General features: G+C 60.0%; 25 protein-coding genes and 1 tRNA gene. 18 read left to right on the forward strand and 8 right to left on the reverse strand.

Annotated elements, in window-relative coordinates:
- Nucleotides 1-549: 549 nt before the first annotated feature.
- Genes QRN70_RS21920 through QRN70_RS21935 form a run of 4 tightly spaced genes read left to right on the forward strand, consistent with a single transcriptional unit; the run spans nucleotide 550 to nucleotide 6,125 of the window.
- Nucleotides 550-3,381, forward strand: a complete 2,832-nt coding sequence (locus QRN70_RS21920) for a xanthine dehydrogenase family protein molybdopterin-binding subunit (RefSeq protein ID WP_285419987.1) — start codon at nucleotides 550-552, stop codon at nucleotides 3,379-3,381.
- A complete protein-coding gene (locus QRN70_RS21925) occupies nucleotides 3,374-3,913 on the forward strand; it encodes a (2Fe-2S)-binding protein (protein WP_285419988.1) in 540 nt (179 codons plus the stop codon). The genes QRN70_RS21920 and QRN70_RS21925 overlap by 8 nt, the downstream gene beginning before the upstream one ends.
- A 2-nt stretch (nucleotides 3,914-3,915) precedes the next feature.
- Nucleotides 3,916-5,151, forward strand: a complete 1,236-nt coding sequence (locus QRN70_RS21930) for a c-type cytochrome (RefSeq protein WP_285419989.1) — start codon at nucleotides 3,916-3,918, stop codon at nucleotides 5,149-5,151.
- Between the two features lie 2 nt (nucleotides 5,152-5,153).
- Nucleotides 5,154-6,125 (forward strand): XdhC family protein, encoded by a 972-nt coding sequence (locus QRN70_RS21935; RefSeq protein ID WP_285419990.1) that lies wholly within the window; start codon nucleotides 5,154-5,156, stop codon nucleotides 6,123-6,125.
- A 48-nt stretch (nucleotides 6,126-6,173) separates the two neighbouring features.
- On the opposite strand, the gene QRN70_RS21940 is transcribed toward QRN70_RS21935, so the two are convergent.
- A complete protein-coding gene (locus QRN70_RS21940; RefSeq protein WP_285419991.1) occupies nucleotides 6,174-7,457 on the reverse strand; it encodes an NAD(P)/FAD-dependent oxidoreductase in 1,284 nt (427 codons plus the stop codon).
- Between the two features lie 183 nt (nucleotides 7,458-7,640).
- On the opposite strand from QRN70_RS21940, the gene QRN70_RS21945 reads away from it, so the two are divergent.
- Both QRN70_RS21945 and QRN70_RS21950 read left to right on the forward strand, forming a co-directional pair.
- Nucleotides 7,641-7,717, forward strand: a tRNA-Val gene (locus tag QRN70_RS21945).
- Between the two features lie 517 nt (nucleotides 7,718-8,234).
- On the forward strand, nucleotides 8,235-8,690 hold the full coding sequence (locus QRN70_RS21950) for a DUF2214 family protein (RefSeq protein WP_285419992.1): 456 nt from the start codon (nucleotides 8,235-8,237) through the stop codon (nucleotides 8,688-8,690).
- Between the two features lie 211 nt (nucleotides 8,691-8,901).
- Here the strand turns inward: QRN70_RS21950 and csrA are convergent, their stop codons facing one another.
- Nucleotides 8,902-9,096, reverse strand: a complete 195-nt coding sequence (gene csrA, locus QRN70_RS21955; protein WP_003179932.1) for a carbon storage regulator CsrA — start codon at nucleotides 9,094-9,096, stop codon at nucleotides 8,902-8,904.
- A gap of 250 nt (nucleotides 9,097-9,346) precedes the next feature.
- On the opposite strand from csrA, the gene QRN70_RS21960 reads away from it, so the two are divergent.
- Nucleotides 9,347-9,715, forward strand: a complete 369-nt coding sequence (locus QRN70_RS21960) for an SPOR domain-containing protein (protein WP_285419993.1) — start codon at nucleotides 9,347-9,349, stop codon at nucleotides 9,713-9,715.
- An 84-nt stretch (nucleotides 9,716-9,799) separates the two neighbouring features.
- Entirely contained in the window at nucleotides 9,800-10,711 is a 912-nt protein-coding gene (locus tag QRN70_RS21965) for a siderophore-interacting protein (RefSeq protein WP_285419994.1), read from the forward strand.
- 53 nt (nucleotides 10,712-10,764) lie between these two features.
- Here QRN70_RS21965 and QRN70_RS21970 read toward each other — a convergent pair whose 3' ends face one another.
- The 3 genes from QRN70_RS21970 to QRN70_RS21980 form a co-directional block, all read right to left on the reverse strand.
- Entirely contained in the window at nucleotides 10,765-11,454 is a 690-nt protein-coding gene (locus QRN70_RS21970; protein WP_285419995.1) for an endonuclease, read from the reverse strand.
- Between the two features lie 4 nt (nucleotides 11,455-11,458).
- Nucleotides 11,459-11,749, reverse strand: a complete 291-nt coding sequence (locus tag QRN70_RS21975) for a DUF1654 domain-containing protein (RefSeq protein WP_285419996.1) — start codon at nucleotides 11,747-11,749, stop codon at nucleotides 11,459-11,461.
- Nucleotides 11,750-11,927: 178 nt separating this feature from the next.
- On the reverse strand, nucleotides 11,928-13,016 hold the full coding sequence (locus QRN70_RS21980) for an asparaginase (RefSeq protein WP_285419997.1): 1,089 nt from the start codon (nucleotides 13,014-13,016) through the stop codon (nucleotides 11,928-11,930).
- 351 nt (nucleotides 13,017-13,367) lie between these two features.
- Between QRN70_RS21980 and QRN70_RS21985 the strand changes: the two genes are divergently transcribed.
- The 8 genes from QRN70_RS21985 (at nucleotide 13,368) to QRN70_RS22020 (ending at nucleotide 20,992) form a co-directional block, all read left to right on the forward strand.
- The gene (locus tag QRN70_RS21985) at nucleotides 13,368-13,817 is read left to right on the forward strand and encodes a hypothetical protein (RefSeq protein WP_285419998.1); all 450 of its coding nucleotides are present in this window, start codon (nucleotides 13,368-13,370) and stop codon (nucleotides 13,815-13,817) included.
- Between the two features lie 196 nt (nucleotides 13,818-14,013).
- Nucleotides 14,014-14,970 (forward strand): sugar ABC transporter substrate-binding protein, encoded by a 957-nt coding sequence (locus QRN70_RS21990; RefSeq protein WP_285419999.1) that lies wholly within the window; start codon nucleotides 14,014-14,016, stop codon nucleotides 14,968-14,970.
- A 55-nt stretch (nucleotides 14,971-15,025) separates the two neighbouring features.
- Complete coding sequence (locus QRN70_RS21995; RefSeq protein ID WP_285420000.1) at nucleotides 15,026-16,579, forward strand: sugar ABC transporter ATP-binding protein; 1,554 nt, start codon at nucleotides 15,026-15,028, stop codon at nucleotides 16,577-16,579.
- Nucleotides 16,576-17,553, forward strand: coding sequence for an ABC transporter permease (locus QRN70_RS22000; RefSeq protein ID WP_285420001.1), 978 nt, complete (start codon nucleotides 16,576-16,578; stop codon nucleotides 17,551-17,553). Before QRN70_RS21995 ends, QRN70_RS22000 begins: the two co-directional genes overlap by 4 nt.
- Before the next feature lie 3 nt (nucleotides 17,554-17,556).
- Nucleotides 17,557-18,576: a LacI family DNA-binding transcriptional regulator gene (locus tag QRN70_RS22005; RefSeq protein WP_285420002.1), complete on the forward strand. Its 1,020-nt coding sequence runs from the start codon at nucleotides 17,557-17,559 to the stop codon at nucleotides 18,574-18,576.
- 24 nt (nucleotides 18,577-18,600) lie between these two features.
- On the forward strand, nucleotides 18,601-19,518 hold the full coding sequence (gene rbsK / locus QRN70_RS22010) for a ribokinase (protein WP_285420003.1): 918 nt from the start codon (nucleotides 18,601-18,603) through the stop codon (nucleotides 19,516-19,518).
- Entirely contained in the window at nucleotides 19,515-19,919 is a 405-nt protein-coding gene (rbsD, locus tag QRN70_RS22015; RefSeq protein WP_285420004.1) for a D-ribose pyranase, read from the forward strand. The genes rbsK and rbsD overlap by 4 nt, the downstream gene beginning before the upstream one ends.
- A 44-nt stretch (nucleotides 19,920-19,963) precedes the next feature.
- The gene (locus tag QRN70_RS22020) at nucleotides 19,964-20,992 is read left to right on the forward strand and encodes a nucleoside hydrolase (protein ID WP_285420005.1); all 1,029 of its coding nucleotides are present in this window, start codon (nucleotides 19,964-19,966) and stop codon (nucleotides 20,990-20,992) included.
- A gap of 34 nt (nucleotides 20,993-21,026) precedes the next feature.
- On the opposite strand, the gene QRN70_RS22025 is transcribed toward QRN70_RS22020, so the two are convergent.
- Complete coding sequence (locus QRN70_RS22025) at nucleotides 21,027-21,239, reverse strand: hypothetical protein (RefSeq protein ID WP_285420006.1); 213 nt, start codon at nucleotides 21,237-21,239, stop codon at nucleotides 21,027-21,029.
- A gap of 130 nt (nucleotides 21,240-21,369) precedes the next feature.
- Here QRN70_RS22025 and QRN70_RS22030 point away from each other — a divergent pair, with 130 nt between their 5' ends.
- Both QRN70_RS22030 and QRN70_RS22035 read left to right on the forward strand, forming a co-directional pair.
- Nucleotides 21,370-21,675: a hypothetical protein gene (locus QRN70_RS22030; protein ID WP_285420007.1), complete on the forward strand. Its 306-nt coding sequence runs from the start codon at nucleotides 21,370-21,372 to the stop codon at nucleotides 21,673-21,675.
- 163 nt (nucleotides 21,676-21,838) lie between these two features.
- Nucleotides 21,839-22,156 (forward strand): I78 family peptidase inhibitor, encoded by a 318-nt coding sequence (locus tag QRN70_RS22035; RefSeq protein WP_285420008.1) that lies wholly within the window; start codon nucleotides 21,839-21,841, stop codon nucleotides 22,154-22,156.
- Nucleotides 22,157-22,228: 72 nt separating this feature from the next.
- Here the strand turns inward: QRN70_RS22035 and QRN70_RS22040 are convergent, their stop codons facing one another.
- A complete protein-coding gene (locus QRN70_RS22040) occupies nucleotides 22,229-22,441 on the reverse strand; it encodes a cold-shock protein (RefSeq protein WP_003179963.1) in 213 nt (70 codons plus the stop codon).
- A 292-nt stretch (nucleotides 22,442-22,733) separates the two neighbouring features.
- Nucleotides 22,734-23,033 (reverse strand): hypothetical protein, encoded by a 300-nt coding sequence (locus tag QRN70_RS22045; protein ID WP_285420009.1) that lies wholly within the window; start codon nucleotides 23,031-23,033, stop codon nucleotides 22,734-22,736.
- Between the last annotated feature and the right edge of the window lie 316 nt (nucleotides 23,034-23,349).

Below are 23,349 nucleotides of genomic sequence, written 5' to 3' on the forward strand. Positions count from 1 at the left end.
TACCGGCCTGTCACGCCGGGGGTCGCGGGTTCGAGTCCCGTCCGCTGCGCCATATCTGTTTCAAGGACCACTGAACGCCTTGAAACACCGAAAGCAACCGCTGGTTGTTTCGGAATCGATAGCAAAGACCCTGGTCGAAAGACCGGGGTTTTTTGTGTCTGAAATTTGGCTGTCCCTCTCTTTTTCTCCCGCCCAATCCTGAAGCCAACACAATTCCCCTGTGGGAGCGAGTCTGCTCGCGCAAGCGGTGCTTGAGTCGAGATTGGTTTGGCTGACACAACGCCTAGCGAGCAGGCTCGCTCCCACAAGAGGTTATCGGGTTGCCCGGTTATCTGCTGCGGTGCCGCGTCGCATTGATTTTTTGATTCTTTGGTCAAATTTTTGTAACTGGTTGTTTGCTGCGAGCGCAGAAACCTATAAAGTTAACCTTTCGGTCAGCTTTGCACTGTCATCACAGCCCTTTGCTTCGCCAGAAAGGGCTTCTGCACGACTCGAGATTCCCAGTAGATAACCAAAAGGGTGGATCCATAACCACCCAGAGGATGATCCATGTCCAACCGTGAAATATCCCGGCGCTCGTTCCTTCAGGGCGGGCTGGTGGCGGGGGTGAGCGTCACGCTCACGCCGCTCAGCAGCCAGGCGCTGGCTGCCTTGATGGAAAACAGCGTGACCGTGCCGTCCGAGCAGTGGCTCGGCAACAACGGCAAGGCACGCCAGCGTAACGACGCCTTGTCCAAGGTCTGCGGCAGCAAAGTGTTCGCCCGCGACATCCGTTCCAAGGACATGCCGGGCTGGCCCCAGCAGCAAGGCCACGCCATGCTGCTCAAGACCATCAAGGCCGACCGCATCTACGACGGCTACGACCTGTCGTGGCTCGGTGCCGATTTGCAGCCTGACCGCATCGTCACCGCTGCCGACCTGGACAAGGACGGTATCGTATTCCCGGAAGAGCACGCTCCCGATCCGCTGCTGCCGCCAGGCAAGGTGCCGATGTTCATCGGTCACCCGGTGGCGATCCTGATCTGGAACGACTTCGAGCGTTTCCGCCAGGCCAAGAACAAACTCAAATTCAATGACAAAGCGATTCGTTACGGCGCCCAGGTGCCGTTCTACGAAGGCGATCCCTACGGCAGTTTCCGCTACGTGCGCGTTGGCGGTCCGACTTCGGCGGACGAAGACGAGTTCGCCAGCCTGAAGGATTCGATCCTGTTCCCGATGCTGAAAAACCGTCGCCCGGTGTGGAATTCCCAGCCGAACCTGCACGGCAATCTGACCGAGCGCGGGCTGTTCTACGCCGAGCGCATGAAGCAGCAGATCGACGCTCCGGCGGACAACTGGCTGGTCTTCGACGAGCGCTACAAGACTCCGTCGATCGAGCCGGCTGCCATGGAGCCGGACAACGGCAACGGCTGGTACGATCCGGCGACCAAGACCCTGCACTTCGTCGTGGCCACCCAGTGTCCACTGGAAGCCGCGACCGAAACCGCGAAGATGATCGGCCCGTCGCGCTTTGGCCTGGCCAACCTGAATATGCACCCGGGCTACACCGTGGGTTACGGCTCCAAGGACCACAACATTTTCGTCTACTACGCCGCGTTGGCCGCGTTGTACGGCGCCGGTGTGCCGGTGCGCCTGGCCAACGATCGCTACGAGCAGTTCCAGAGCGGCATCAAGCGTCACCCGTTCGATATTCGCTATCAATTGGCAGTGGACAAGACCGATCACAGCTTCAAGATTTTCCGCGCCGAAATGAGCGTCGACGGTGGCGGTCGCATCAACTACAGCCCCTCGGTGGCGGCGGTGGGTGCCACGGCGGCACAGTCGATCTATTACATGCCGCAGAACGACCTGCAGGTCACTGCCTATCATTCCCGTGCGGTCGAGGCGGGTTCGATGCGTGGCTACGGCACTCTGCAGAGCATGGCGGCCACGGAAATGATGGTCGATGAAGTCGCCAATCGCCTCGGTGTCGATGCGATCGATCTGCGCCGCAAGAACGCGCTGCGCTCGGGGATGAAAAACACCCAGGGTGCGATTCCGGCGGGTGCCCTGCGCCTGCACGAGATTCTCGACAAGGCCTCGCTGCACGAAGTCTGGAAAAACCGCGACGCGATCAAGCAGCAGCGCGAAGCGGCGGATCCGGACAACTGGTACGGCGTGGGTTTTGCCATCTGCCAGAAAGACTTCGGCACCGGTTCCGAAGCGCCGATGGCCAGCATCGAATTCACCGCCGAAGGGCGCATTTCCCTGCGGCATATCGGGATCGAGATCGGTACCGGCATGTCCACATCGCAAGCACTGGTGGTCGCCGACTTCCTCGGCAGCCCGGCGCACGATGTGAAAACCGGCGAAACCGAATGGCAGGAAATGCAACTGGTCACCGCCGGCAACCCGTACATCATGAGTCAGGCCGAGCAGGACAACTTCCTGCGCAACCCGCGCTGGGTCGGCAAACTGGCTTCGGCCTCGTCGGCGACCAACTCCGCCTATTACTTCAGTCACGCCACCCGGGAAGCAGCGCGCGTGCTGTTCAACCACGGTCTGTGGCCGGCGGCGCTGGAGATCTGGCGCCAGGGCCCGTACGGCGGCCAGGCCAACCCGTACGTGGTGCGTCGCGAAGATGCGCATTGGGTCGACGGCAAACTGACGGCCAACGGCATGCAGCCGCTGAGTTTCGAAGAGCTGGCCAAGCGTGCGCACGAGCGCGGCCTGGTCACCGGCGCCACCGTGCACGGCTTCAATCGCTGGAGCTGGGCCGAGGCTGAGTACAGCATCGACGGCGTGCGTGAGCGTCTGCCGCTCGATGGCCTGGCGGTGAAGTACGGCGACGGCGCGCCGAAGGCGAAAAAAGCCCAGATGAGCAGCGCCGGGTTCCATCTGCTCGATCGGCAGAACGTTGCCTATCCGGTGGTGCAGCTCAACAACGCCGCCGTGACCTACTACAGCCCGGTCGCGACGCTGGTGGAGTTGAAGGTCAACAAGGGTTCGGCAGAAGTCGAAGTGCTCAACCACCACTCGTGGCTCGAGTGCGGTCGGGTGCTGGTCGAGGAACTGGTGCGCGGTCAGCTCGAAGGCGGGATCGCCATGGGCATCGGCCATGCGCTGATGGAAGAGATGCCGCTGTACGAGGGTGGGCCGGGGGAGGGTGACTGGAACTTCAACCGTTACCGCCTGCCGATGGCGCGCCACGTCGCGGTGTGGAAGCAGACGGCGGAGATCCTGCCGCCGTTGTCGCCAAGCGATCCGTCCAAGGGCATCGCCGAAGTGGTGATGATCCCGGTGGTCGGTGCCATCGGTAACGCCGTGGCACACGCCATCGGTAAACGTGTTCGCGACCTGCCAATCACTGCTGCGCGCATCAAGGAGGCCCTCAATGGCTAACCGTCCGCTTCAACTGACCCTCAACGGTCAATCCGTCGGCCCGGTGGACATCCCTGATGACCTGCCGATGATCGACTACCTGCACGAATACAAGAACCTCACCGGTTCGCGCCTGGGTTGCGGCCAGGGCATCTGCCACGCCTGCGTGGTGATCGTCGACAACCCGGACGGCACCAGCGAAGAAGTGCGCACCTGCATCACCGGCGCGCATTACTTCGAAGGTAAAAAGGTCCGCACCATCGAAGGCCATGCCCAGCGTGACGAGCAGGGTCAGGTCACCGAGCTGAACCCGATCCAGCAACGCTTCGTCGACGAATTCGCCTTCCAGTGCAGCTACTGCGCGCCGGGCTTCGTCAACGCGGCGACCGTACTGGTCGAGAAGCTGCAACGCCAGCCCATCGTCAAAAGCCAGCTGGAGCGGGTCATCGAGGACAGCCTTGGCCATCACATCTGCCGGTGCACCGGGTACGTGCGTTACTACAACGCCACCCGCAACGTGTTGACCGATCTCGGCCTGGTCAAGGAGGGCTGAACATGAAGTTTTTTCTGACCCGCCTGACCCTGGCGGCCGGCCTTGCTGCGCCGCTGTTGATGGCGCACGCGGACGATCAGGTCAAGCGCGGCGAATACCTCGCTCGCGCCGCTGACTGCATGGCCTGTCATACCGCACCGGGTGGCGCGCCGTATGCCGGCGGGCTGCCGATTGTGTCGCCGTTCGGCACGATCTACGGCACCAACATCACCCCGAGCAAAGAGCACGGTATCGGCTTGTACAGCGATGACGAGTTCTTCGCCGCGCTGACCCAGGGCAAGCGTCGAGATGGCGCCAACCTGTATCCGGCGATGCCGTACACCTCGTATCACCTGGCGCCGCGGGAAGATTCGGATGCCATCCACGCCTATCTGAAGACCGTCGAGCCCATCGAGCGCGCCGCGCCGGTCACCAGCCTGAGCTTCCCGTTCAACGTGCGTCTGGGCCTGACGGGCTGGAACATGCTCTACGGCAGGGACGTCAAGCTGGACGCTGGTGACGGCAAAAGCGAGGCCTGGAAGCGCGGCCAGTACATGGTCGAGGTGCTCGGCCATTGCGGTGAGTGCCACACGCCACGTGGTCTGCCGGGCGCCATGCAGATGGACAAGCGTCTGACGGGCGGGGTGCTCAACGGTTACCTGGCGCCGAGCCTGCTCGCCACCGATCTGGCGGCGCGAGGCTGGAACCAGCAGGACCTGAGCACGTTCCTCAAGCACGGCATGAGCGCCCAGGGCACCATGTTCAACGAGATGTTCCCGGTGTTCCACAACAGCACTCAGGGCCTGAACGATCAGGATCTGGCGGCGATGGCGACGTACCTGCTGGGCGACAAGCCGCCAGCGGCGAAAGAGCTGGCTGAAGTGGCGGTGGACACACTCGGCGCGAGCGCCCAACGCGGCCGTCAGGAATATTTGAACGTCTGCGCCGGTTGCCATGCTGCCGGTGGCGAAGGCAAGCCGCACATCGCCGTGGCCATGCGCGGCAATACCACGCTGCGCCTGGAGGATCCGCGCAATCTGGTGCGGGTGATCGAAGACGGCATCGGCGAACAGAAATTCGCCGGGTTCGAGCACATGCAGCCCATGCCGGGTTTCGCCGACAAACTCAGCGCTGAGCAGCTGACCGATCTGCTGAACTACCTGCGCCAGGGCTGGGGCGGTCAGTCCGCCGAGCTGGCGGTCAGCGACGTGCAGAAACTGCAGGCCGACGCACCGTCCATCGAGCACAAGGCGCACTGACCATGCAGCATCTCGATCTGCAAGTGGTGCGCCGGGCACTGGCGTGGTCGGTGGCGGGGCAGCGCATCTGGCTCTGCACCGTGCTGACCACCTATGGCTCGGCGCCGCGCGCGCCGGGTTCGTTGCTGGCGGTGAACGACGATGGGCAGTGGATCGGGTCGTTGTCCGGCGGTTGTGTCGAGGAAGACTTCCTCGAGCGGGTAGCCGAAGGGGCGTTTTTCGATGCGGTCAACGTGGTGCGCTACGGCGAGGGCGACGATCCGCGTTCGCGGGTCAGCCTGCCCTGTGGCGGCATTCTCGATGTGCTGGTAGAGAAACTTGACGCTGGCTGCGACGTGCAGGCGCATTTGCGTGAACTCGAATCGGCGCTGCTGGGGCAGCGTCGGTTGATTCGTGAGGTGGCACTGGCGACCGGTGTGCGCAGCCTGTTTGCCGATCGTGAGCAGGGTGCGCGCATCGAGCGCGAGATCGATCGTGTGCGAATCCGTGTCGGTGCCGCCCAGCGTTTGTTGCTCGCAGGTTATTCCAGCGTGGCGCAGGCGTGCGCCGAGTTCGCGGTCGGTCTCGGCTTCGAAGTGATTCTCTGCGACCCGCGTGATGAAGTGCTCGAAGGTGTGGTGCTCGATGGCGTAGAGATTCGCCGGCAATTGCCCTCGGTGTTTATCGCCGACGGCGGTTGTCACCGCGATACCGCGGTAGTGGCGTTGACCCACGATCCTCGGATCGACGACCTGGCGATGATGGAAGCGGTGCGCACCGAGGCGTTTTACATCGGCGTCATGGGTTCGCAGCAAACCTCGCAAAAACGCTTCGAGCGTTTGCGTCGGATCGGCGGCCTGGGGGAGGCTGAACTGGCGCGTATTCATGCGCCGATCGGCTTGAATCTGGGCAGCAAGACACCTGCGGAAATCGCCTTGGCGGTGCTGGCGGATATCCTGCGGATACGTAGCGGAATTGCTCGCGATCAGCTCTGAGCAGGTTCGTGGTACAAGAAAAAGGGCCGCTGTGCGCCGGCCCTTTTTTTACATCCCGAATTTGTCGCGCAAGCCGTAATACCAGGCGCCCAGTGCGGCAAACGGTGTGCGCAGCAACTGCCCGCCGGGGAACGGGTAGTGCGGCAGGTCGGCAAACGCATCGAAACGTTCGGCCTGACCGCGCAGCGCCTCGGCCAGCACCTTGCCGGCCAGGTGCGTGTACGTCACGCCGTGACCGCTGCAGCCTTGGGAGTAATAGATGTTGTCGCCGAGGCGGCCCACCTGCGGCAGGCGCGACAGGGTCAGCAGGAAATTGCCGGTCCAGGCGTAATCAATCTTAACGTCCTTGAGCTGCGGGAACGCCTTGAGCATTTTCGGCCGGATGATCGCTTCGATGTTGGCCGGATCCCGTGCGCCGTAGACCACGCCGCCGCCGAAAATCAGACGTTTGTCGGCGGTCAGGCGGTAGTAGTCGAGCAGGTAGTTACAGTCTTCGACGCAGTAATCCTGGGGCAACAAGTTGTGCGCCAGCTCATCGCCGAGAGGCTCGGTGGTGATCACCTGGGTGCCGCAGGGCATCGATTTGGCGGCCAGTTCCGGCACCAGATTGCCCAGATAAGCGTTGCCGGCGACGATGATGAACTTGGCCCTGACCTTGCCCTGCGGCGTATGCACGACCGGATTGGCGCCGCGTTCGATACGCACGGCTGGCGACTGCTCATAAATGGTGCCGCCCAGGGATTCCACGGCAGCGGCTTCGCCCAGCGCCAGGTTCAGCGGGTGGATGTGGCCGCCGCTCATGTCGAGCATGCCGCCGACGTATTGATCGCAGGCCACCACCTCGCGGATGCGGCGCTGGTCGAGCAGTTCCAGCTGGGTGTGGCCGAAGCGCTCCCACAGGCGCTTCTGCGACTCCAGGTGGCCCATCTGCTTGGCCGAGAGGGCCGCGAAAACGCCGCCGTCCTTGAGGTCGCACTGGATGTTGTAGCGGCTGACACGCTCGCGGATGATCCGCCCGCCCTCGAAGGCCATCTGCCCGAGCAGTTGGGCCTGTTTCGGGCCGACAGTGCGTTCGATCACATCAATGTCGCGGCTATAGCTGTTGACGATCTGCCCGCCATTGCGCCCGGAAGCGCCGAAACCGACCTTGGCCGCTTCCAGCACGGTCACGCGAAAACCGTTCTCCAGCAGGAACAGGGCCGAGGAGAGTCCCGTGTAACCCGCGCCAATCACACAGACATCCGTCTCCACATCATCCTGCAAGGCCGGACGTGGCGGTGCGGCATTGGCCGACGCAGCGTAATAGGATTCTGGGTAAAGGGTGTTCGCCATCCTGCAGCCTCTGTTTAATATATTTTACGAGTGCGTCGATCCTACCCGAGTTGAAAATCCTCCGCCAGCCGCCGGAAAATCTTCTTTGTCGGGGCGAAATTAAATATTTTGCATATTCATAGGGTTAGGTGAAAAAAAGGTGTTGACACCCCTCCGGAATTCCGTAGAATGCCGCCTCACAGCAGGCACGTAGCTCAGTTGGTTAGAGCACCACCTTGACATGGTGGGGGTCGTTGGTTCGAGTCCAATCGCGCCTACCAAACAAAATCCGCTCTGCTGGGCGGTCTGGAAGGGCTCACCGAAAGGTGGGCCCTTTTTTGTTGTCTACGATTTGCAAAGAGCTTGCAGACCCCCGTTTTGTAATCTGGACCTCTCTCGATCCGGTTCACTCGTCGGCCCGCCACGAAAACGTTTGCGAGCTAACCCTTTGATTTTTCGCGATGGAATGCCGCATTCATCAGCAGCCATGAAAAATGTGTGGATAATGAACGGGTTACGATTTTTTTTAACCAACCGGTTATCGAAAATACGTTGTTACGCAGGCAATAGTTGAGTATTATCCGCCCCGCGTTCACCACCACGGTTTATGCATTTTTAAATCCCAAGCTTCCATCAGCTGCTTGGGATTTTTTTTGCCTGCGATTTGGCTCTTCCCGGGCCGCTGTCCGTCCATTCCTTTCTCGACTCCCCGCGTGCACAGGCGTGTGCAGGCGAATCCGGGCTTTTTCGACTACTACTGTCTGGCCGATTCCAACTCTGCCTGACGGGAGTTCATCAATGCTGGTTCATTGGTTTCTTGCAGCGATTCATCTATTGGCATTCGCCCTCGGCTTCTGGGCTGTGCTGACCCGTGGGAGCGCCTTCAGCCACTTGGCGAGCGGTACGGGGGAGATCAAGCGAATACTGCTTGCCGATAATCTGTGGGGTATTTCTGCACTGGTGTTGCTCATCACCGGCGGCATGCGAGCCTTTGGTGGCTATGAAAAGGGCTCCGACTATTACCTGCAGCAACCGCTGTTCCATCTGAAGATGACGTTGCTGGTGCTGATCCTGCTGCTGGAGTTGGCGCCGATGGTGACGCTGATCAAATGGCGTGTGGCCCAGGCGCGTGGTAACGCGCTCGACACAAGGCGCGCAAAGGTGTTCGCACGCATCAGTCACGCCGAGGCGCTGCTGTTGATGCTGATGGTCGTAGCGGCCACCGGCATGGCGCGTGGCGTGACGTTCGCTTAAGACGGCGCGATTCCCAGCTGCTTATCGGAAACGTCCGACAGTCAGGCCCTGGAATCATGGTTAGTATCGCTGGCGATTGAAGGTTGTGGCAGGAGGGAGAAGGTATGTCGTGCGCCGTGACCAGGGGGAGGGGAGGTGGCAATACGGCGCTGGAATCTTTAGCCAGTCATTACACGGGGGTGAACGAACTGGCTACTGACTGCGATAGAGCTCAGGGGGTTTGTGGCTTGTCCGGAGCGGTCAGGCCAGCCTGAATGCGCTGGTAGATTTCTTCGCGGTGGACGGCAACGTTCTTTGGCGCGTTGATACCGATGCGCACTTGTTGGCCGCTGACGCCGAGAATGGTGATCGTAATGTCGTCACCAATGTTTATGCTTTCACCGACTTTGCGGGTGAGTATCAGCATGGTCTTCTCCTTGATTGCTTTGTAGGGCACCTGATTCAGACAGTGCAGAGGTCGGTGGTACGTATAGATTAGTGCGAAGTCTCACTATTTGGGTGCCTCTTTCTGACGCACAGAAGCGGCATTAATTCCCAGGGCGTAACTATACAGAGGCTGCAATCATCAATCTCGTTGTTTTGTGCCCATTTTGTTGGGTTCCGAAGGTATGGGTGAATGTTAAGATCGCCGCTTTCGAAATTCAGAGGGAAGCGTTGTGCGCAAATTGGTCTGGATAGTCGCGGCACTGGTCTTGGCAGGATGTGGTGAGAGCAAGAACGTGGATCCACAAAAGTCGAAACCGCAAGCGGTTACGGCCCCGGCTGTAGCCTCTGCTGCACAGTGGGATCTTGAAGTGCGCGGCGAAACCACTCAGGCGGTCAGCGACCTGAGCGGCTGGTTGATCGAGCATGCGTTCATCCCCAATGTCGTCAAGGACGGCAGTGGCAATACCCGCATCCTGATCGGTCCTTTCAACTCGAAGGCTGATGTAGAAGCGCGGCAGGTTGAGTTGCAGGCGGCGCTGGTCAAGGCGAAGAAACAGAACATCGAATCATTGGTGATCGAGCGTCCCGCCGGCCAGTAAGCGATCCATTCGGCGGAGCTGACTAAAGGGGAGTGGAGGTCACTCGTTTCCAGGGAGTTACCGACTTTCCACAAGGAGCTCCGCATGGCCTCCGCCAATCCCTACAAATTGTTCGACGTTGTCCTGCGCCACAAGCGGCAACTGAGCCCGCATTTGATGCGGGTAACGCTCGCTGCTCCCGCGGTGGCCGAAATGGCCACCTGGGCGCCGGATCAACGGGTCAAACTGTTTTTCCCTGGTGAAAATGGCTCACCGTCACGGCTTGCTCAAAGTGAGGGCTGGTACAGCCGTTTTCGCGCCATGCTGGCAGATCGGCGCCCGGCAATGCGCACCTACACGATTCGCCATCTGCGCGCGGCTCAGGGTGAGGTGGACATCGATTTTGTCCTGCATGGCGAAACCGGTCCGGCGTCGCGCTGGGCCCTGCGTGCGCAGCCGGGCGAGTCGATGCAGATTCTGGCACCCGACAGCCGCTTTTCAGCCATAGAGGCCGGTGGCTTCGAATGGAAGCCGCCGCAACATCTCACCGAGGTTCTGCTCGTCGCGGATTCGACGGCGTTGCCGGCGGCAATGGGAATTCTCGATGAGCTCGCGGCACGGGCCGAGCCGCCACGGGTGCAGGCCTTTTTTGAAGTCGACAGCGCGCAGGACATGCTGGCATTGCCGGACTGGCCAGGGTTGAGCGTGCGGTGGCTGATTCGCCAGGAGGCGGGCGCTACAGTTGCCGGCACGCTGATGGTGGAGGCGGTTCGCCAAGCGATTCTTCCGATCGATGTTTCCGCCGTCGGGCCAGCGGCCGAGCTGGCCGATGTCGATATCGACAAGGATATTCTCTGGGAAATAGCGGGCGGCGCTACGCAGGGATTCTATGGTTGGATCGCGGGTGAGTCCGCGGCGGTGATGAGCTTGCGCAAATACCTGATCAAGGAGCGCGGCATCCCGCGGGAATCGCTGAATCTGATGGGTTACTGGCGCTACAACAAGTCTGGCAGCTAGGTACAAAAAAGGCCTCGAGCGTGATGCTCGAGGCCTTTTTTGTACGCGGGCAATCAGCCGCAGGCTTTCAGGTTCACCGGGCCGACAAACTCGTTGCCGCGTCCCATTACGCACGCCACGCTTTGATTGCGCTGGCGCTCCCAGTCCTGAACCGGGTAGGTCTTGTCCCAGGCTTCATACAGCTGTCGATCCTGTTTCGACAGGCGCAGGCCGTATTGCTTGCTCATGTAAAAGTAGGTGCGGGCGATCATGCCGCGAATCGAAGGGCGGGGCATGACCTTCTTTGCCTTGAAGTCGACCTGGGTCAGGCACGAGCCGTATTGGCCCTTTTCCACCGGCAACCAGCCGTAGCTGAAGTTGCTACGGTCGCCATTGACCTCACCGATGCTCGGGACCAGGTTGTGCAGGTCGGCTTCGGCTTTCTGGTAGGAAGGGTCGTAGCGCGTGCAATTCTTGCGACCACCGTTCTGCCAGCACTGACGTTGATGGCCGAACTCCCACGCCGGAACAATGTGCTCCCATTCGATGCGGGAAGCACGCTTGGCGTTCTTGCGCGGTACATAGCCGCAGGCAGCCAGGTCAACCCGGTTGCCGGTGTATTTGCAGCCGCAGTAAAACTCGGTGGATTGCGGGGCGTATAACTTCCAGGCGACCTTCTTGGCTTCGCTGAACGTGCGGGGCGCGCCTGCCTGGGCACCGATGGAAATGAACAGCAACAGCAAAGCAAAACAGCGGACACTCATTGAATCAATCTTCCTTTGGTACAACCCAGAAAATCTGCACGCCACCATCGTCGCGGTAAGCGAGCGTGACGTTGTCGTTCTCGTCGATTTCTTCCAGCAAACGCTCCCACTCATCCACCGGCTCGTCGGCCAGACGGAAGATCAGTGCGGCTTTGGCTTTTTGTGCGGTGGGGGAATTGATGATTTTCTGAACGCGCATACCCATGCGTTCGTAGGTGTCAGGAGCATCAGCAGAAGTGGCCACGAGGTTATCCTTATTAAGCTGTACGTGCATACAGTATTTAACTGTAGGCATTTTCGCAACTGCTTAAAATTCAAGAAGATCCTCTGACAGCGGTTTTCCGTTTTTAATAGGCCGCGCGTCAAATTTTTCTGCGGGGGAAAGGGGAAAAGTCTTTAGGTGGCTGCACCACCCGCAGTGCCGGCGAGTGGTGAGCAAAGGCCCGATCCGGAGAGGATCGGGCGAGGGCGAATCAGTATTCCCAGAACATCCGCTGCAACTCTTTGCTGTCGTTGGTTTTGGTCAGGGCGACCATGGCCAGGATGCGCGCTTTCTGTGGGTTCAGATCGTGGGCAACGACCCAGTCGTATTTGTCGTCAGGCTGCTCGGCGTTGCGCAGCACGAAGCCGCCGGCATTCACGTGCGACGAACGAATGATCTGCACGCCGTCCTTGCGCAGGGCTTGCAGGGCGGGCACCACGCGGGAAGACACCGAGCCGTTGCCCGTGCCCGCATGAATGATCGCCTTGGCGCCGGACTGTGCCAGGGCCTTGTAGGCTGTGTCGCTGACGTTGCCGTAGGAATAGGCGATTTCTACATCAGGAAGACTCTTGATGTTCTTGATGTCGAATTCCGAATCCATGGTGTGGCGCTTGGCTGGCAGGCGGAACCAGTAGGATTTGCCTTCGACCACCATGCCCAGTGGGCCCCAGGCACTCTTGAAGGCCTCGGTCTTGATGTTGATCATCTTGCTGACATCGCGACCGGACTGGATTTCATCGTTCATGGTGACCAGTACGCCTTTGCCGCGCGCTTCTTTGCTGCTGGCGACGGCAACCGCGTTGTACAGGTTGAGCATGCCATCCGCCGACATGGCGGTGCCTGGACGCATGGAGCCGACGACGATGATCGGCTTGTCGGTTTTCTCGACCAGGTTCAGGAAGTAGGCGGTCTCTTCCAGAGTGTCGGTGCCGTGGGTGATGACGATACCGTCGACGTCCTGGCTGTCGGCCAGTTCGGAAACCCGGCGGCCCAGTTGCAGCAGGTTGTCGTTGGTGATGCTTTCCGAGGCGATCTGCATGACTTGTTCGCCACGCACATTGGCCAGTTTGCTCAATTCGGGAATGCCGGCGATCAATTGCTCGACGCCCACTTTGGCGGCTTGATAGGTGGCGCTGTTGGCGGCGCTGGCACCGGCGCCGGCAATGGTGCCGCCCGTGGCAAGTACCACGACATTGGCCAGCTTGGCCTGGGTTTCGACTTCTTTCGCCTGCAGGGCAGAGGGCAGGAGCAGCAGGAGGGCCAGAGCGCCCGGAACCAAAGTATTAAAAGCAGATTTCATTATTTTTCTCTTCTAGTAGTGAGACGGTGCTGATGCAGGTTCATCTAGATGCGCCCCTGGCCGATCTGAATGCCGGGGGTGCGGAGGAGGGAGCAGGATCTGTACCAGCCATACTCTGCGCTACGGAAATGTTTAACCTCATGATTTACATCAAGATTTATTTGGTCGCAGCGATTTGCTCGGCGACGTGTATCCGGGTTTCCGAACAGCGGCGGTTTTCTCGTTCGGCTCTCCGAAAAGGACTACGAGGTTTGTCTGGCATGCAGGCTTGCCGGTTTGCGCATCTCTGCTAAAGAAACCGTCGTTTTGGCCGATGCGCATTGACTAGGGATCTAATTTTCAGGAGTTCATATGTCGTTGACTGTCGGTTTCCCAAATCCCGGCGCTGTCACCATCGGTGGCAAATCCACGGCGACTGTCGATGCGCTGAGCGAGGCGGGCGCTGAAGCCTCCAGCAAGGCGCTGGGCAAGGATGGCGATAGCAATCAGGTCAGAACCGGCGGTGCGGCGCCGGAAGAAAGCAAGACCGAGAGCGAAAGCGGCGGCAATCAGAGCCTCACGGTCAAGCTGCTGCTAAAACGCATGCAGGAACTGCAGAAGCAGTTGAAGGAGCAGCAGCAACAACTCGCCGCCGCCCAGGCGGCAAGCTACTCGACCCCGGAAGCCAAGGCCACCGCGGTCATGGCCATTCAGGGGCAGATTGCCGATACCAATGCCGCGCTGGCCACGGTGGCGGGCGCTTTGGTCAAGGAGTTGGCCAAGGGCACCGGGAGCGGCGGCGTGATCAATACCACCGCGTGAAGGGCAGGGCGATCAGTGAATCGCCCTACAACACGAGGCGATTTTCAGACGTTGACAAATGTCGGCAGGATTCGCATAGTTCGATCTACGCAAACGTTTGCGCGGCTTTCTCGGCGGATCGTTCTTCCGTGGAAAGCAACGCAGCTTATGCCAGTGCAAGCGTTGCTCACAATAATCATAAGATCGGAGTGAACCCATGAAGCTGCCATTCGCTGGACGTCTTCTCGCTGTCGCCATGCTGGCTGCCGCATCCGCCGCACTGCCCGTTTCTTCGGCCTTCGCCGAATCTCCTGAAAAACCCAAAGTCGCCCTGGTCATGAAATCCCTGGCCAACGAATTCTTCCTGACCATGGAAGATGGCGCCAAGGCCTACCAGAAAGAACACGCCGCTGACTTCGACCTTATTTCCAACGGGATCAAGGACGAAACCGATACTGCCGGGCAAACGCGCATCGTCGAGCAAATGATTCTGGCGAAGGTCAATGCGCTGGTCATCGCACCGTCGGACTCCAAGGCCATGGTGCCGGTGATCAAGAAAGCCGTCGATGCCGGTATCACCGTAATCAACATCGATAACCAGCTCGATCCTGCCGTGATCAAAAGCAAGAACATCAGCGTGCCATTCGTAGGTCCGGACAACCGCAAGGGTGCCCGCCTGGTCGGCGAGTACCTGGCCAAGCAACTGAAGGCCGGTGACGAAGTCGGCATCATTGAAGGCGTCTCGACGACGACCAACGCCCAACAGCGTACCGCTGGTTTCAAGGATGCGATGGAAGCGGCGCAGATCAAAGTGGTGTCCCTGCAGTCCGGTGACTGGGAAATCGACAAGGGCAACAAGGTTGCCGCGTCGATCCTCAGCGAATACCCGGATGTCAAAGCGCTGCTGGCCGGCAACGACAGCATGGCGGTGGGCGCTGTTTCCGCCGTCCGTGCCGCTGGCAAGGCCGGCCAGGTGAAAGTGGTCGGCTACGACAATATCAACGCCATCAAGCCGATGCTCAAGGACGGACGTGTCCTGGCAACCGCAGACCAGTTCGCCGCCAAGCAGGCGGTGTTCGGTATCGAGACCGCGCTGAAAATCATCAAGGGCGAGAAAGTCGACAGCGGTGCCAACGGCGTCATCGAAACGCCGGTCGAGCTGGTCACCCAATAGTCTTCTGGCAACACAACGGCGCTCGCCCGTCCGGGCGGGCGCATGGAGAGTTTTTATGTCAGTTTCCGCCCCGAACGCTGTCCTCTCGGTCAGCGGTATCGGCAAGACGTATGCGCAGCCCGTGCTTACCGGCATCGATCTGACGCTGATGCGCGGTGAAGTGCTGGCGCTGACCGGCGAGAATGGCGCCGGTAAAAGCACGTTGTCGAAGATCATTGGCGGGCTGGTCACGCCTACTACCGGCCAGATGCAATTCCACGGCAAGGAATATCGCCCAGGCAGCCGGACCCAGGCCGAAGAGCTTGGCGTGCGCATGGTCATGCAGGAACTCAATCTGTTGCCGACGCTGTCGGTGGCGGAAAACCTGTTTCTCGACAACCTGCCGAGCAATGGCGGCTGGATCAGCCGCAAACAATTACGCAAAGCGGCCATCGAGGCCATGGCCCAGGTCGGGCTCGACGCCATCGATCCGGATACCCTGGTCGGTGAGCTGGGCATCGGTCATCAACAGATGGTCGAGATCGCCCGTAACCTGATCGGCGATTGTCATGTGCTCATTCTCGACGAACCGACGGCGATGCTCACGGCTCGCGAGGTGGAAATGCTCTTCGAGCAGATCACTCGCCTGCAGGCTCGCGGTGTTTCGATCATCTACATCTCCCATCGCCTCGAAGAACTGGCGCGTGTCGCCCAGCGCATTGCCGTGCTGCGTGACGGCAACTTGGTCTGCGTCGAGCCGATGGCCAATTACAACAGCGAGCAACTGGTGACCTTGATGGTCGGCCGCGAGCTGGGTGAACACATTGACATGGGGCCGCGCAAGATCGGTGCGCCAGCGTTAACGGTCAAGGGGCTGAGCCGTTCCGACAAGGTGCGCGACGTCTCGTTCGAAGTGCGTGCCGGTGAGATCTTCGGTATATCCGGACTGATCGGGGCAGGGCGAACGGAGTTGCTGCGCCTGATTTTCGGTGCCGATACTGCCGACAGCGGCACCGTGGCGCTGGGCTCGCCCGCACAAGTCGTGAGCATCCGCTCGCCGGTCGATGCCGTGCGCAACGGCATTGCCTTGATTACCGAGGACCGCAAGGGCGAAGGCTTGCTGCTCAGCCAGTCGATCAGCGCCAATATCGCCTTGGGCAACATGCCGGAAATATCCAGTGGCGGTTTCGTCAACAATGGCCACGAGATGTCGCTGGCGCAACGGCAGATCGACGCCATGCGCATCCGCAGTTCCAGCCCGACCCAACTGGTGTCCGAGCTTTCCGGCGGCAACCAGCAGAAGGTGGTAATCGGTCGCTGGCTCGAACGCGACTGCTCGGTGCTGCTGTTCGATGAGCCGACCCGGGGCATCGATGTCGGCGCCAAGTTCGATATCTATGCCTTGCTGGGCGAACTCACTCGTCAGGGCAAGGCGCTGGTGGTGGTGTCCAGCGATCTGCGTGAGCTGATGCTGATTTGCGACCGCATCGGCGTGCTGTCGGCCGGGCGGCTGATCGATACGTTCGAGCGCGACAGCTGGACCCAGGATGATTTGCTTGCCGCCGCGTTCGCCGGCTACCAAAAACGTGATGCGCTGCTCAACGAAGCAGCGCCTAGGGATCTCCCATGAAAACTGCAACTTCCGCCGGCAAACGTAGTGGCAACTTTTTCGGCATGGGCACCTATCTGGGCCTGGCCGGGGCCTTGCTGGCGATGGTCGCGCTGTTCTCGGTGATGAGCAGCCACTTTCTGTCCTATAACACCTTCAGCACACTGGCCAACCAGATCCCCGATCTGATGGTGCTCGCCGTGGGCATGACCTTCGTGCTGATTATCGGCGGCATCGACCTGTCGGTGGGCTCGGTCCTGGCGCTCGCCGCCTCGACCGTCAGCGTGGCCATTCTCGGCTGGGGCTGGAGCGTCCTGCCGGCCGCGCTGCTGGGCATGGCCGTGGCAGCACTGGCGGGCACGGTGACAGGTTCGATCACGGTCGCCTGGCGCATTCCGTCGTTTATCGTTTCGCTTGGCGTGCTGGAGATGGCGCGCGGTCTGGCCTATCAGATGACCGGTTCGCGCACGGCCTATATCGGCGATTCATTCGCCTGGTTGTCCAATCCGATCGCGTTCGGCATTTCGCCGTCGTTCATCATCGCCCTGCTGGTGATCATCATTGCTCAGGCAGTACTGACCCGCACGGTATTTGGCCGCTACCTGATCGGTATCGGTACCAACGAAGAAGCGGTACGGCTGGCGGGCATCAACCCCAAACCCTACAAGATTCTGGTGTTCAGCCTGATGGGGCTGCTGGCGGGGATTGCTGCGCTGTTCCAGATTTCCCGGCTGGAGGCGGCTGATCCGAACGCGGGTTCCGGGCTTGAACTGCAAGTCATCGCTGCCGTGGTGATTGGTGGCACCAGCCTGATGGGCGGCCGTGGTTCGGTCATCAGTACGTTCTTCGGGGTGTTGATCATTTCCGTGCTGGCCGCTGGCCTGGCGCAGATCGGCGCGACCGAACCGACCAAGCGCATCATCACCGGTGCGGTGATTGTCATCGCCGTGGTGCTGGATACCTATCGCAGCCAGCGCGCAAGTCGGCGGGGCTAACAGATGGCAACGATCAAGGATGTGGCAGCGCTCGCGGGGATTTCCTACACGACCGTCTCGCATGTGGTGAACAAGACTCGCCCGGTCAGCCAGGAAGTGCGACTGAAGGTCGAGGCCGCCATCAAAAGCCTCGACTATGTGCCAAGTGCGGTGGCGCGTTCGCTGAAAGCCAAGACCACTGCGACCATTGGCTTATTGGTGCCGAACAGCCTCAACCCGTATTTTGCCGAGTTGGCACGTGGCATCGAGGATTACTGCGAGCGTAACGGCTACTGCGTGATCCTCTGTAACTCTGACGACAATCCGGATAAACAGCGCAGCTATTTGCGTGTGCTGCTGGAGAAACGCATCGACGGCCTGATCGTCGCCTCCGCCGGTGGCGATATCGGACTCGCGCAAGGGCTGGCCGGGGTGAAAACGCCGATGGTCATTGTCGACCGCGGGCTGGATGGCGTGGATGCCGATCTGGTGCGCATCGATCATGAATATGGCGCCTACCTGGCGACCAGGCATCTGCTGGAACTGGGGCATCGCGACATCGCCACCATCGGTGGTCCGTCGAGTACCAGTGTGGCGCAAATGCGTCAGGCCGGTTTTTGCCGGGCGTTGAAAGAGGCGGGCATCACGGTGCGCCCCGAGCGCATGCTGGAAAGCGATTTCACCAGCACCGGTGGTTACAACGCGGCAGCCATTCTGCTTGAAAGCGATCCGCCCAGTGCGATCTTTGCCGGTAACGACATGATCGGTATCGGTGTGCTGCGCGCGGCGGCCGAGCGCAATATGCGCGTGCCGAGCGAGCTGTCGGTGATCGGCTTCGACGATATCCAGATGAGTCGCTACGTGTACCCGGCGCTGACCACCGTTGGCCAGTCGATCCTGCAGTTGGGAGAAATGGCTGCCGAAGTGTTGCTGCGAAGGATTGCTACCCCGAGTCTGGTCACCGATCAACGGATCGTGACCCCGAGTATTGTCTTGCGCGAATCGACTGCGCCGCTGTCCGGCGTATTCACCGAGTACCGCTGAAACCGAATTGACGAGTAGTGATGTATGCCAGCAAATGTAGTGGTAATAGGCAGCCTGAACATGGATCTGGTCACCCGGGCGCCACGGCTGCCCAAGGGCGGTGAAACGCTGATCGGTCATTCCTTTGCCACCGTGTCCGGCGGCAAGGGCGCCAATCAGGCAGTCGCTGCTGCGCGCCTGGGTGCGCAGGTGGCAATGGTCGGCTGTGTTGGCAACGATGACTACGGTGTGCAATTGCGCGACGCATTGCTGGCCGAGCAGATCGATTGTCAGGCGGTGAGCACGGTCGAAGATTCCAGTGGTGTGGCGCTGATCGTGGTCGATGACAACAGCCAGAATGCCATTGTGATCGTCGCCGGCGCCAACGGTGCAATGACCCCGGCAGTGATCGACCGCTTTGATGCGGTGCTGCAAGCGGCCGACGTGATTATCTGCCAGCTCGAGATTCCCGATGCGACGGTGGGGCATGCGCTCAAGCGTGCGCGTGCGCTGGGCAAGACGGTGATCCTCAATCCGGCGCCGGCCAGTCGTCCGCTGCCGGCGGACTGGTACGCGGCCATCGACTACCTGATTCCCAACGAGAGCGAAGCGGCCGCATTGACTGGCCTGTCGGTGGATTCGCTGGACAGCGCGGAAGCTGCGGCCAGCCGTCTGATGGCAATGGGCGCCGGTAAAGTGATCGTTACCTTGGGCGCCCAAGGCTCGTTGTTCGCCGACGGCAGCCGTTTCGAACATTTTCCAGCGCCTACCGTCAAGGCTGTCGATACCACGGCTGCCGGCGACACCTTCGTCGGCGGTTTTGCGGCAGCATTGGCCTCGGGGAAAACCGAGGCCGAGGCGATCCGCTTCGGCCAGGTTGCCGCGGCGCTGTCCGTTACCCGTGCCGGTGCCCAGCCGTCCATTCCCACCCTGTCCGATGTAGAAGGTTTCAAGACCCCATGAAAAAGACGCCTTTGCTCAACGTCGCGCTTTCGCGACTCATTGCCTCTCTCGGCCACGGCGACATGGTGGTGATCGGCGACGCCGGCCTGCCGGTGCCGCCGGGCGTTGAATTGATCGATCTGGCGCTGACCCAAGGGATTCCGGATTTCGCCAGCACACTGAAGGTCGTGCTCAGCGAAATGCAAGTGGAAAGCCATGCGCTCGCCAAGGAAATCTTCGACAAGCAACCAACCGCACTGACGGCCCTTGAAGCGTTGAACGAAGAGGGTGCGCTCGGGCGGCGAGATCTGCTCAGTCACGAGCAATTCAAGGTTCTCAGCCGCCAGGCGCGGGCAGTTGTCCGCACGGGCGAATGTCAACCGTACTGCAATATCGTTCTGGTGGCCGGGGTCACGTTTTAAACGGGGCCTGGGCCCTGACATCCACAAAGCACAAGGAATGCGCCATGCACCGCTATGCTCAGAAACTGCACCAATTGATCCGGAGTCTGCTGCTTTTGTCACTGATTACTGCCAGCGGCGCTCAGGCTGCTGAAAAGATCGACCTGATTATCGACACCGATCCGGGCGCCGACGATGTGGTTGCCTTGCTGTTTGCTCTGGCGTCACCGGACGAATTGAACATTCGCGCGCTGACCACCGTGGCGGGCAACGTGCGCCTCGACAAGACCTCGCGTAACGCGCGTCTGGCGCGCGAGTGGGCAGGGCGCGAGGAGGTGCCGGTCTACGCCGGTGCACCGAAACCACTGATGCGCACGCCGATCTACGCCGAGAACATCCATGGCAAGGAAGGCCTGTCGGGTGTCGCTGTGCATGAGCCGAAAAAGGGCCTGGCCGAAGGTAATGCGGTCAACTACCTGATCGACACCCTGAAAAAAGCCAAGCCGCACAGCGTCACCATCGCCATGCTCGGCCCGCAGACCAATCTGGCGCTGGCGCTGATCCAGGAGCCGGAGATCGTCCAGGGCATCAAGGAAGTGGTGGTCATGGGGGGCGCGCACTTCAATGGCGGCAATATCACCCCGGTGGCGGAGTTCAACCTGTATGCCGATCCGCAAGCGGCGGAGGTGGTGCTCAAGAGTGGCGTCAAGCTGACCTACCTGCCGCTGGACGTGACCCACAAGATCCTCACCAGTGATGCGCGCCTGAAGCAGATTGCGGCACTCAACAACAATGCCAGCAAGATTGTCGGCGACATTCTCAATGAGTACATCAAGGGCGACATGGAGCACTACGGCATCCCAGGCGGGCCAGTGCACGACGCCACCGTGGTGGCCTACCTGCTCAAGCCCGAGCTGTTTAGCGGGCGTGCGGTGAACGTGGTGGTGGACAGCCGCGAAGGTCCTACATTCGGCCAGACCATCGTCGACTGGTATGACGGCCTCAAGGCGCCGAAGAATGCTTTCTGGGTGGAAAATGGCGACGCCCAGGGCTTCTTCGATCTGCTGACCGAACGCCTGAAGCGCCTGAAGTAAGTCTCAAGCCCGCAGGCGCCAGCTTGCGGGCTCGCTATTCCCTCTCGGTGTCCGACGCGCCCTTGTAGTCGCCAGGATACTTCTCCAACACCTGGGCAATGAACGACTGTGCGCCTTGGGTGCCGAGTGTCTTGACCAGCAGGTCGATGCTGATCAGCGCCAGTTCCTCCGGGCTGCCCGGGCTGTAGGAGCTATGACCTTGCGGCCAGAGTGCCTTGATATCGGCGGTGATGCTAACGGTAGTCATGATGGCGCTCGAGAGCCGGGAATCGAAGTCTTGAGTTAACCATTTTGCCGGGCGTTTGGCACTGCGACTTAGGCATGAATGCAAGGCTATGCGACACTTGGTCTTTTCCGGCTGAACCCAGGATTGTGTTGTGCAGATCGATTTGAATGCTCCCGACGGCCTTACCCTTGAAAATGTACGCAAGCTGCTGGCTTCGGCCAGTGATGACGTGCATACCCAGCTGCGGGTGACCAAAGGCGGGATCGCTTACATTTCTTCCGGCGTCACCGGCGGCCAGGACATCGACGGCCTGCTGTTTCGCCTGGAAACCTGGGCGAAAGGCTCGGGCTATGTGGGCAATGTCGCGGCCAGCGATGAAGTCTGGGTCATGCAGATATTCAACGCGCTCAAAGAGAACTGGCCGAATCCGCCATACGATTACATCGACGTCTACTGAGCATTCATATTCAGTGACGATTCTCTGGTGAGGCTTGGGCCGCGGCTCAGGCAAACTCGCCGTTTTTCTGATCGTGGGGCAGGGGGCGCACGCCAAGCGTGAAACCAAACGCCGGATTGGCGGTCGCACGATCTCAGCTCAACTATTCAAAGAAGGAGGCTTCATGTCTTGGAAGCTCGCGTCACTGGGTACTCTCATGGCTATGGCCATGCTGGCCGGTTGCAACTCGACCGCCAGCAAAACGGCAAGCGATCCCGTGGCGACCGAAGCCGCTCATGGCCGCTGCGAGGCACAGGCGGCGGAATTCGCCATCGGCAAAAAGGCTTCTCCAGAGCTGCTGGATCAAGCGCGAGTCAAGGCGGGGGCGCAGAATGCCCGGTTCCTCAAGCCTGATGACATGATCACCCTGGAATATCGCTCCGACCGGCTCAACCTGAACACCGATAACAATCTGGTGGTCACGCGCGTCAACTGTGGCTGAGCCCAGGCTGCTTTTGCTGCAGGCATAAAAAACCCCGTCACATGGACGGGGTTTTTTTAGCGCGCCGAGAAATTACTCTGGGCGAACTTGTGCAGCTTGCATACCCTTTTGGCCTTTCTCAGCCACGAAAGAGACGGTCTGGCCTTCTTTCAGGCTTTTGAAACCGTCGGATTCGATAGCTTTGAAGTGTACGAACAGGTCGTCACCGCCACCTTGAGGAGTGATGAAGCCGAAGCCTTTTTCATCGTTGAACCATTTAACGGTGCCGGTTTGGCGATTAGACATGGTGTATCTCCAAGAAACATATATTTTCAGTAGTACTGTGCTGCTCAGGCCAACTGGGCACACCGGGGTATCATAGTCGAAATGTTCGATTTGGTAGCCCCCCGGACGTGCTGTTTGCTTTCATATTGCCGATATTTCAGTTGCTGATATGGCTGCAAGCCCCGGATTCAGCGGCTTTTAGCCGAAAAAACAGGGCGTAAAAAAAGCTATAAAAGCTGCGTAAATTATCGGATTCAAGGGCATTTTGGCGGTTTTTTACCGGTCCCGTGCTCTGGAATTCGTTGATTGGACTTTACTTCTGCACCCGGCAAACGGAGATTTCCTTCAGTGCGCGCTGGCCCAGTTCACCGCTCGGTGGAGTGTTCTTGTCCATCAGTTGCGCGATCTCCTGGGTGGTGAACTTCTTCTCCAGAACGTCGGCACCGCACGCGCAGTGTTTTTTTGCTTCGGCCGGGTTGACGCTCTGGCTGGCAGCCTTGGTGCAGTCACCCATGTACTGTTCCTTGACGCCCGCAGGCCATGCCGCCTGGGCGCTCAATGGCAGCAGCATTACCAGTGGGGCAGCGAGAGCAAAAAGTCGAAAAAGGCGCATGTCTGAAACTCCTGGGGTTGATTGTCGGCGGCGATTCTCAGCCTATTTGAGGTGGATCGTACATCTCAAGTTCATCGAGCTGGGTGAAAATGCGCAAATGACGGCTGGCGCAATTCCTTGGCATGGATGACCGTTCATCTGTGCTAGCATGCCTGGCTCGTATTCCTGCAGGCGTCGGATGACCTTCAGTCCCGACCGCGGCAGCGTATGAAAACCTTTTGATTTGAATCCCAGTCACTCTGGTTCGGTTTTCCGGTTGGCCGCAAGGCTCCTGCCGCTGTAAGGCAGGCGTTCGTCATTGAATGGCCTGGATCGG

The sequence above is a fragment of the Pseudomonas sp. efr-133-TYG-5 genome, assembly GCF_030209175.1.
Classification (GTDB): Bacteria; Pseudomonadota; Gammaproteobacteria; order Pseudomonadales; family Pseudomonadaceae; genus Aquipseudomonas.

Excerpts from the sequence above, each read along its gene's own strand:
- QRN70_RS21995 (WP_285420000.1), top strand. The coding sequence starts at position 15,026 with ATGTCAGTTTCCGCCCCGAACGCTGTCCTCTCGGTCAGCGGTATCGGC.
- QRN70_RS22025 (WP_285420006.1), bottom strand. The coding sequence starts at position 21,239 with ATGACTACCGTTAGCATCACCGCCGATATCAAGGCACTCTGGCCGCAA.
- QRN70_RS21990 (WP_285419999.1), top strand. The coding sequence starts at position 14,014 with ATGAAGCTGCCATTCGCTGGACGTCTTCTCGCTGTCGCCATGCTGGCT.
- QRN70_RS21920 (WP_285419987.1), top strand. The coding sequence starts at position 550 with ATGTCCAACCGTGAAATATCCCGGCGCTCGTTCCTTCAGGGCGGGCTG.
- QRN70_RS21925 (WP_285419988.1), top strand. The coding sequence starts at position 3,374 with ATGGCTAACCGTCCGCTTCAACTGACCCTCAACGGTCAATCCGTCGGC.
- QRN70_RS22035 (WP_285420008.1), top strand. The coding sequence starts at position 21,839 with ATGTCTTGGAAGCTCGCGTCACTGGGTACTCTCATGGCTATGGCCATG.
- QRN70_RS21950 (WP_285419992.1), top strand. The coding sequence starts at position 8,235 with ATGCTGGTTCATTGGTTTCTTGCAGCGATTCATCTATTGGCATTCGCC.
- QRN70_RS21930 (WP_285419989.1), top strand. The coding sequence starts at position 3,916 with ATGAAGTTTTTTCTGACCCGCCTGACCCTGGCGGCCGGCCTTGCTGCG.
- QRN70_RS21975 (WP_285419996.1), bottom strand. The coding sequence starts at position 11,749 with ATGCCTACAGTTAAATACTGTATGCACGTACAGCTTAATAAGGATAAC.
- QRN70_RS21980 (WP_285419997.1), bottom strand. The coding sequence starts at position 13,016 with ATGAAATCTGCTTTTAATACTTTGGTTCCGGGCGCTCTGGCCCTCCTG.
- rbsD (WP_285420004.1), top strand. The coding sequence starts at position 19,515 with ATGAAAAAGACGCCTTTGCTCAACGTCGCGCTTTCGCGACTCATTGCC.
- QRN70_RS22005 (WP_285420002.1), top strand. The coding sequence starts at position 17,557 with ATGGCAACGATCAAGGATGTGGCAGCGCTCGCGGGGATTTCCTACACG.
- QRN70_RS21965 (WP_285419994.1), top strand. The coding sequence starts at position 9,800 with ATGGCCTCCGCCAATCCCTACAAATTGTTCGACGTTGTCCTGCGCCAC.
- QRN70_RS21985 (WP_285419998.1), top strand. The coding sequence starts at position 13,368 with ATGTCGTTGACTGTCGGTTTCCCAAATCCCGGCGCTGTCACCATCGGT.
- QRN70_RS21935 (WP_285419990.1), top strand. The coding sequence starts at position 5,154 with ATGCAGCATCTCGATCTGCAAGTGGTGCGCCGGGCACTGGCGTGGTCG.
- QRN70_RS22000 (WP_285420001.1), top strand. The coding sequence starts at position 16,576 with ATGAAAACTGCAACTTCCGCCGGCAAACGTAGTGGCAACTTTTTCGGC.
- QRN70_RS22045 (WP_285420009.1), bottom strand. The coding sequence starts at position 23,033 with ATGCGCCTTTTTCGACTTTTTGCTCTCGCTGCCCCACTGGTAATGCTG.
- QRN70_RS21970 (WP_285419995.1), bottom strand. The coding sequence starts at position 11,454 with ATGAGTGTCCGCTGTTTTGCTTTGCTGTTGCTGTTCATTTCCATCGGT.
- QRN70_RS22020 (WP_285420005.1), top strand. The coding sequence starts at position 19,964 with ATGCACCGCTATGCTCAGAAACTGCACCAATTGATCCGGAGTCTGCTG.
- rbsK (WP_285420003.1), top strand. The coding sequence starts at position 18,601 with ATGCCAGCAAATGTAGTGGTAATAGGCAGCCTGAACATGGATCTGGTC.
- QRN70_RS21940 (WP_285419991.1), bottom strand. The coding sequence starts at position 7,457 with ATGGCGAACACCCTTTACCCAGAATCCTATTACGCTGCGTCGGCCAAT.
- QRN70_RS22040 (WP_003179963.1), bottom strand. The coding sequence starts at position 22,441 with ATGTCTAATCGCCAAACCGGCACCGTTAAATGGTTCAACGATGAAAAA.
- csrA (WP_003179932.1), bottom strand. The coding sequence starts at position 9,096 with ATGCTGATACTCACCCGCAAAGTCGGTGAAAGCATAAACATTGGTGAC.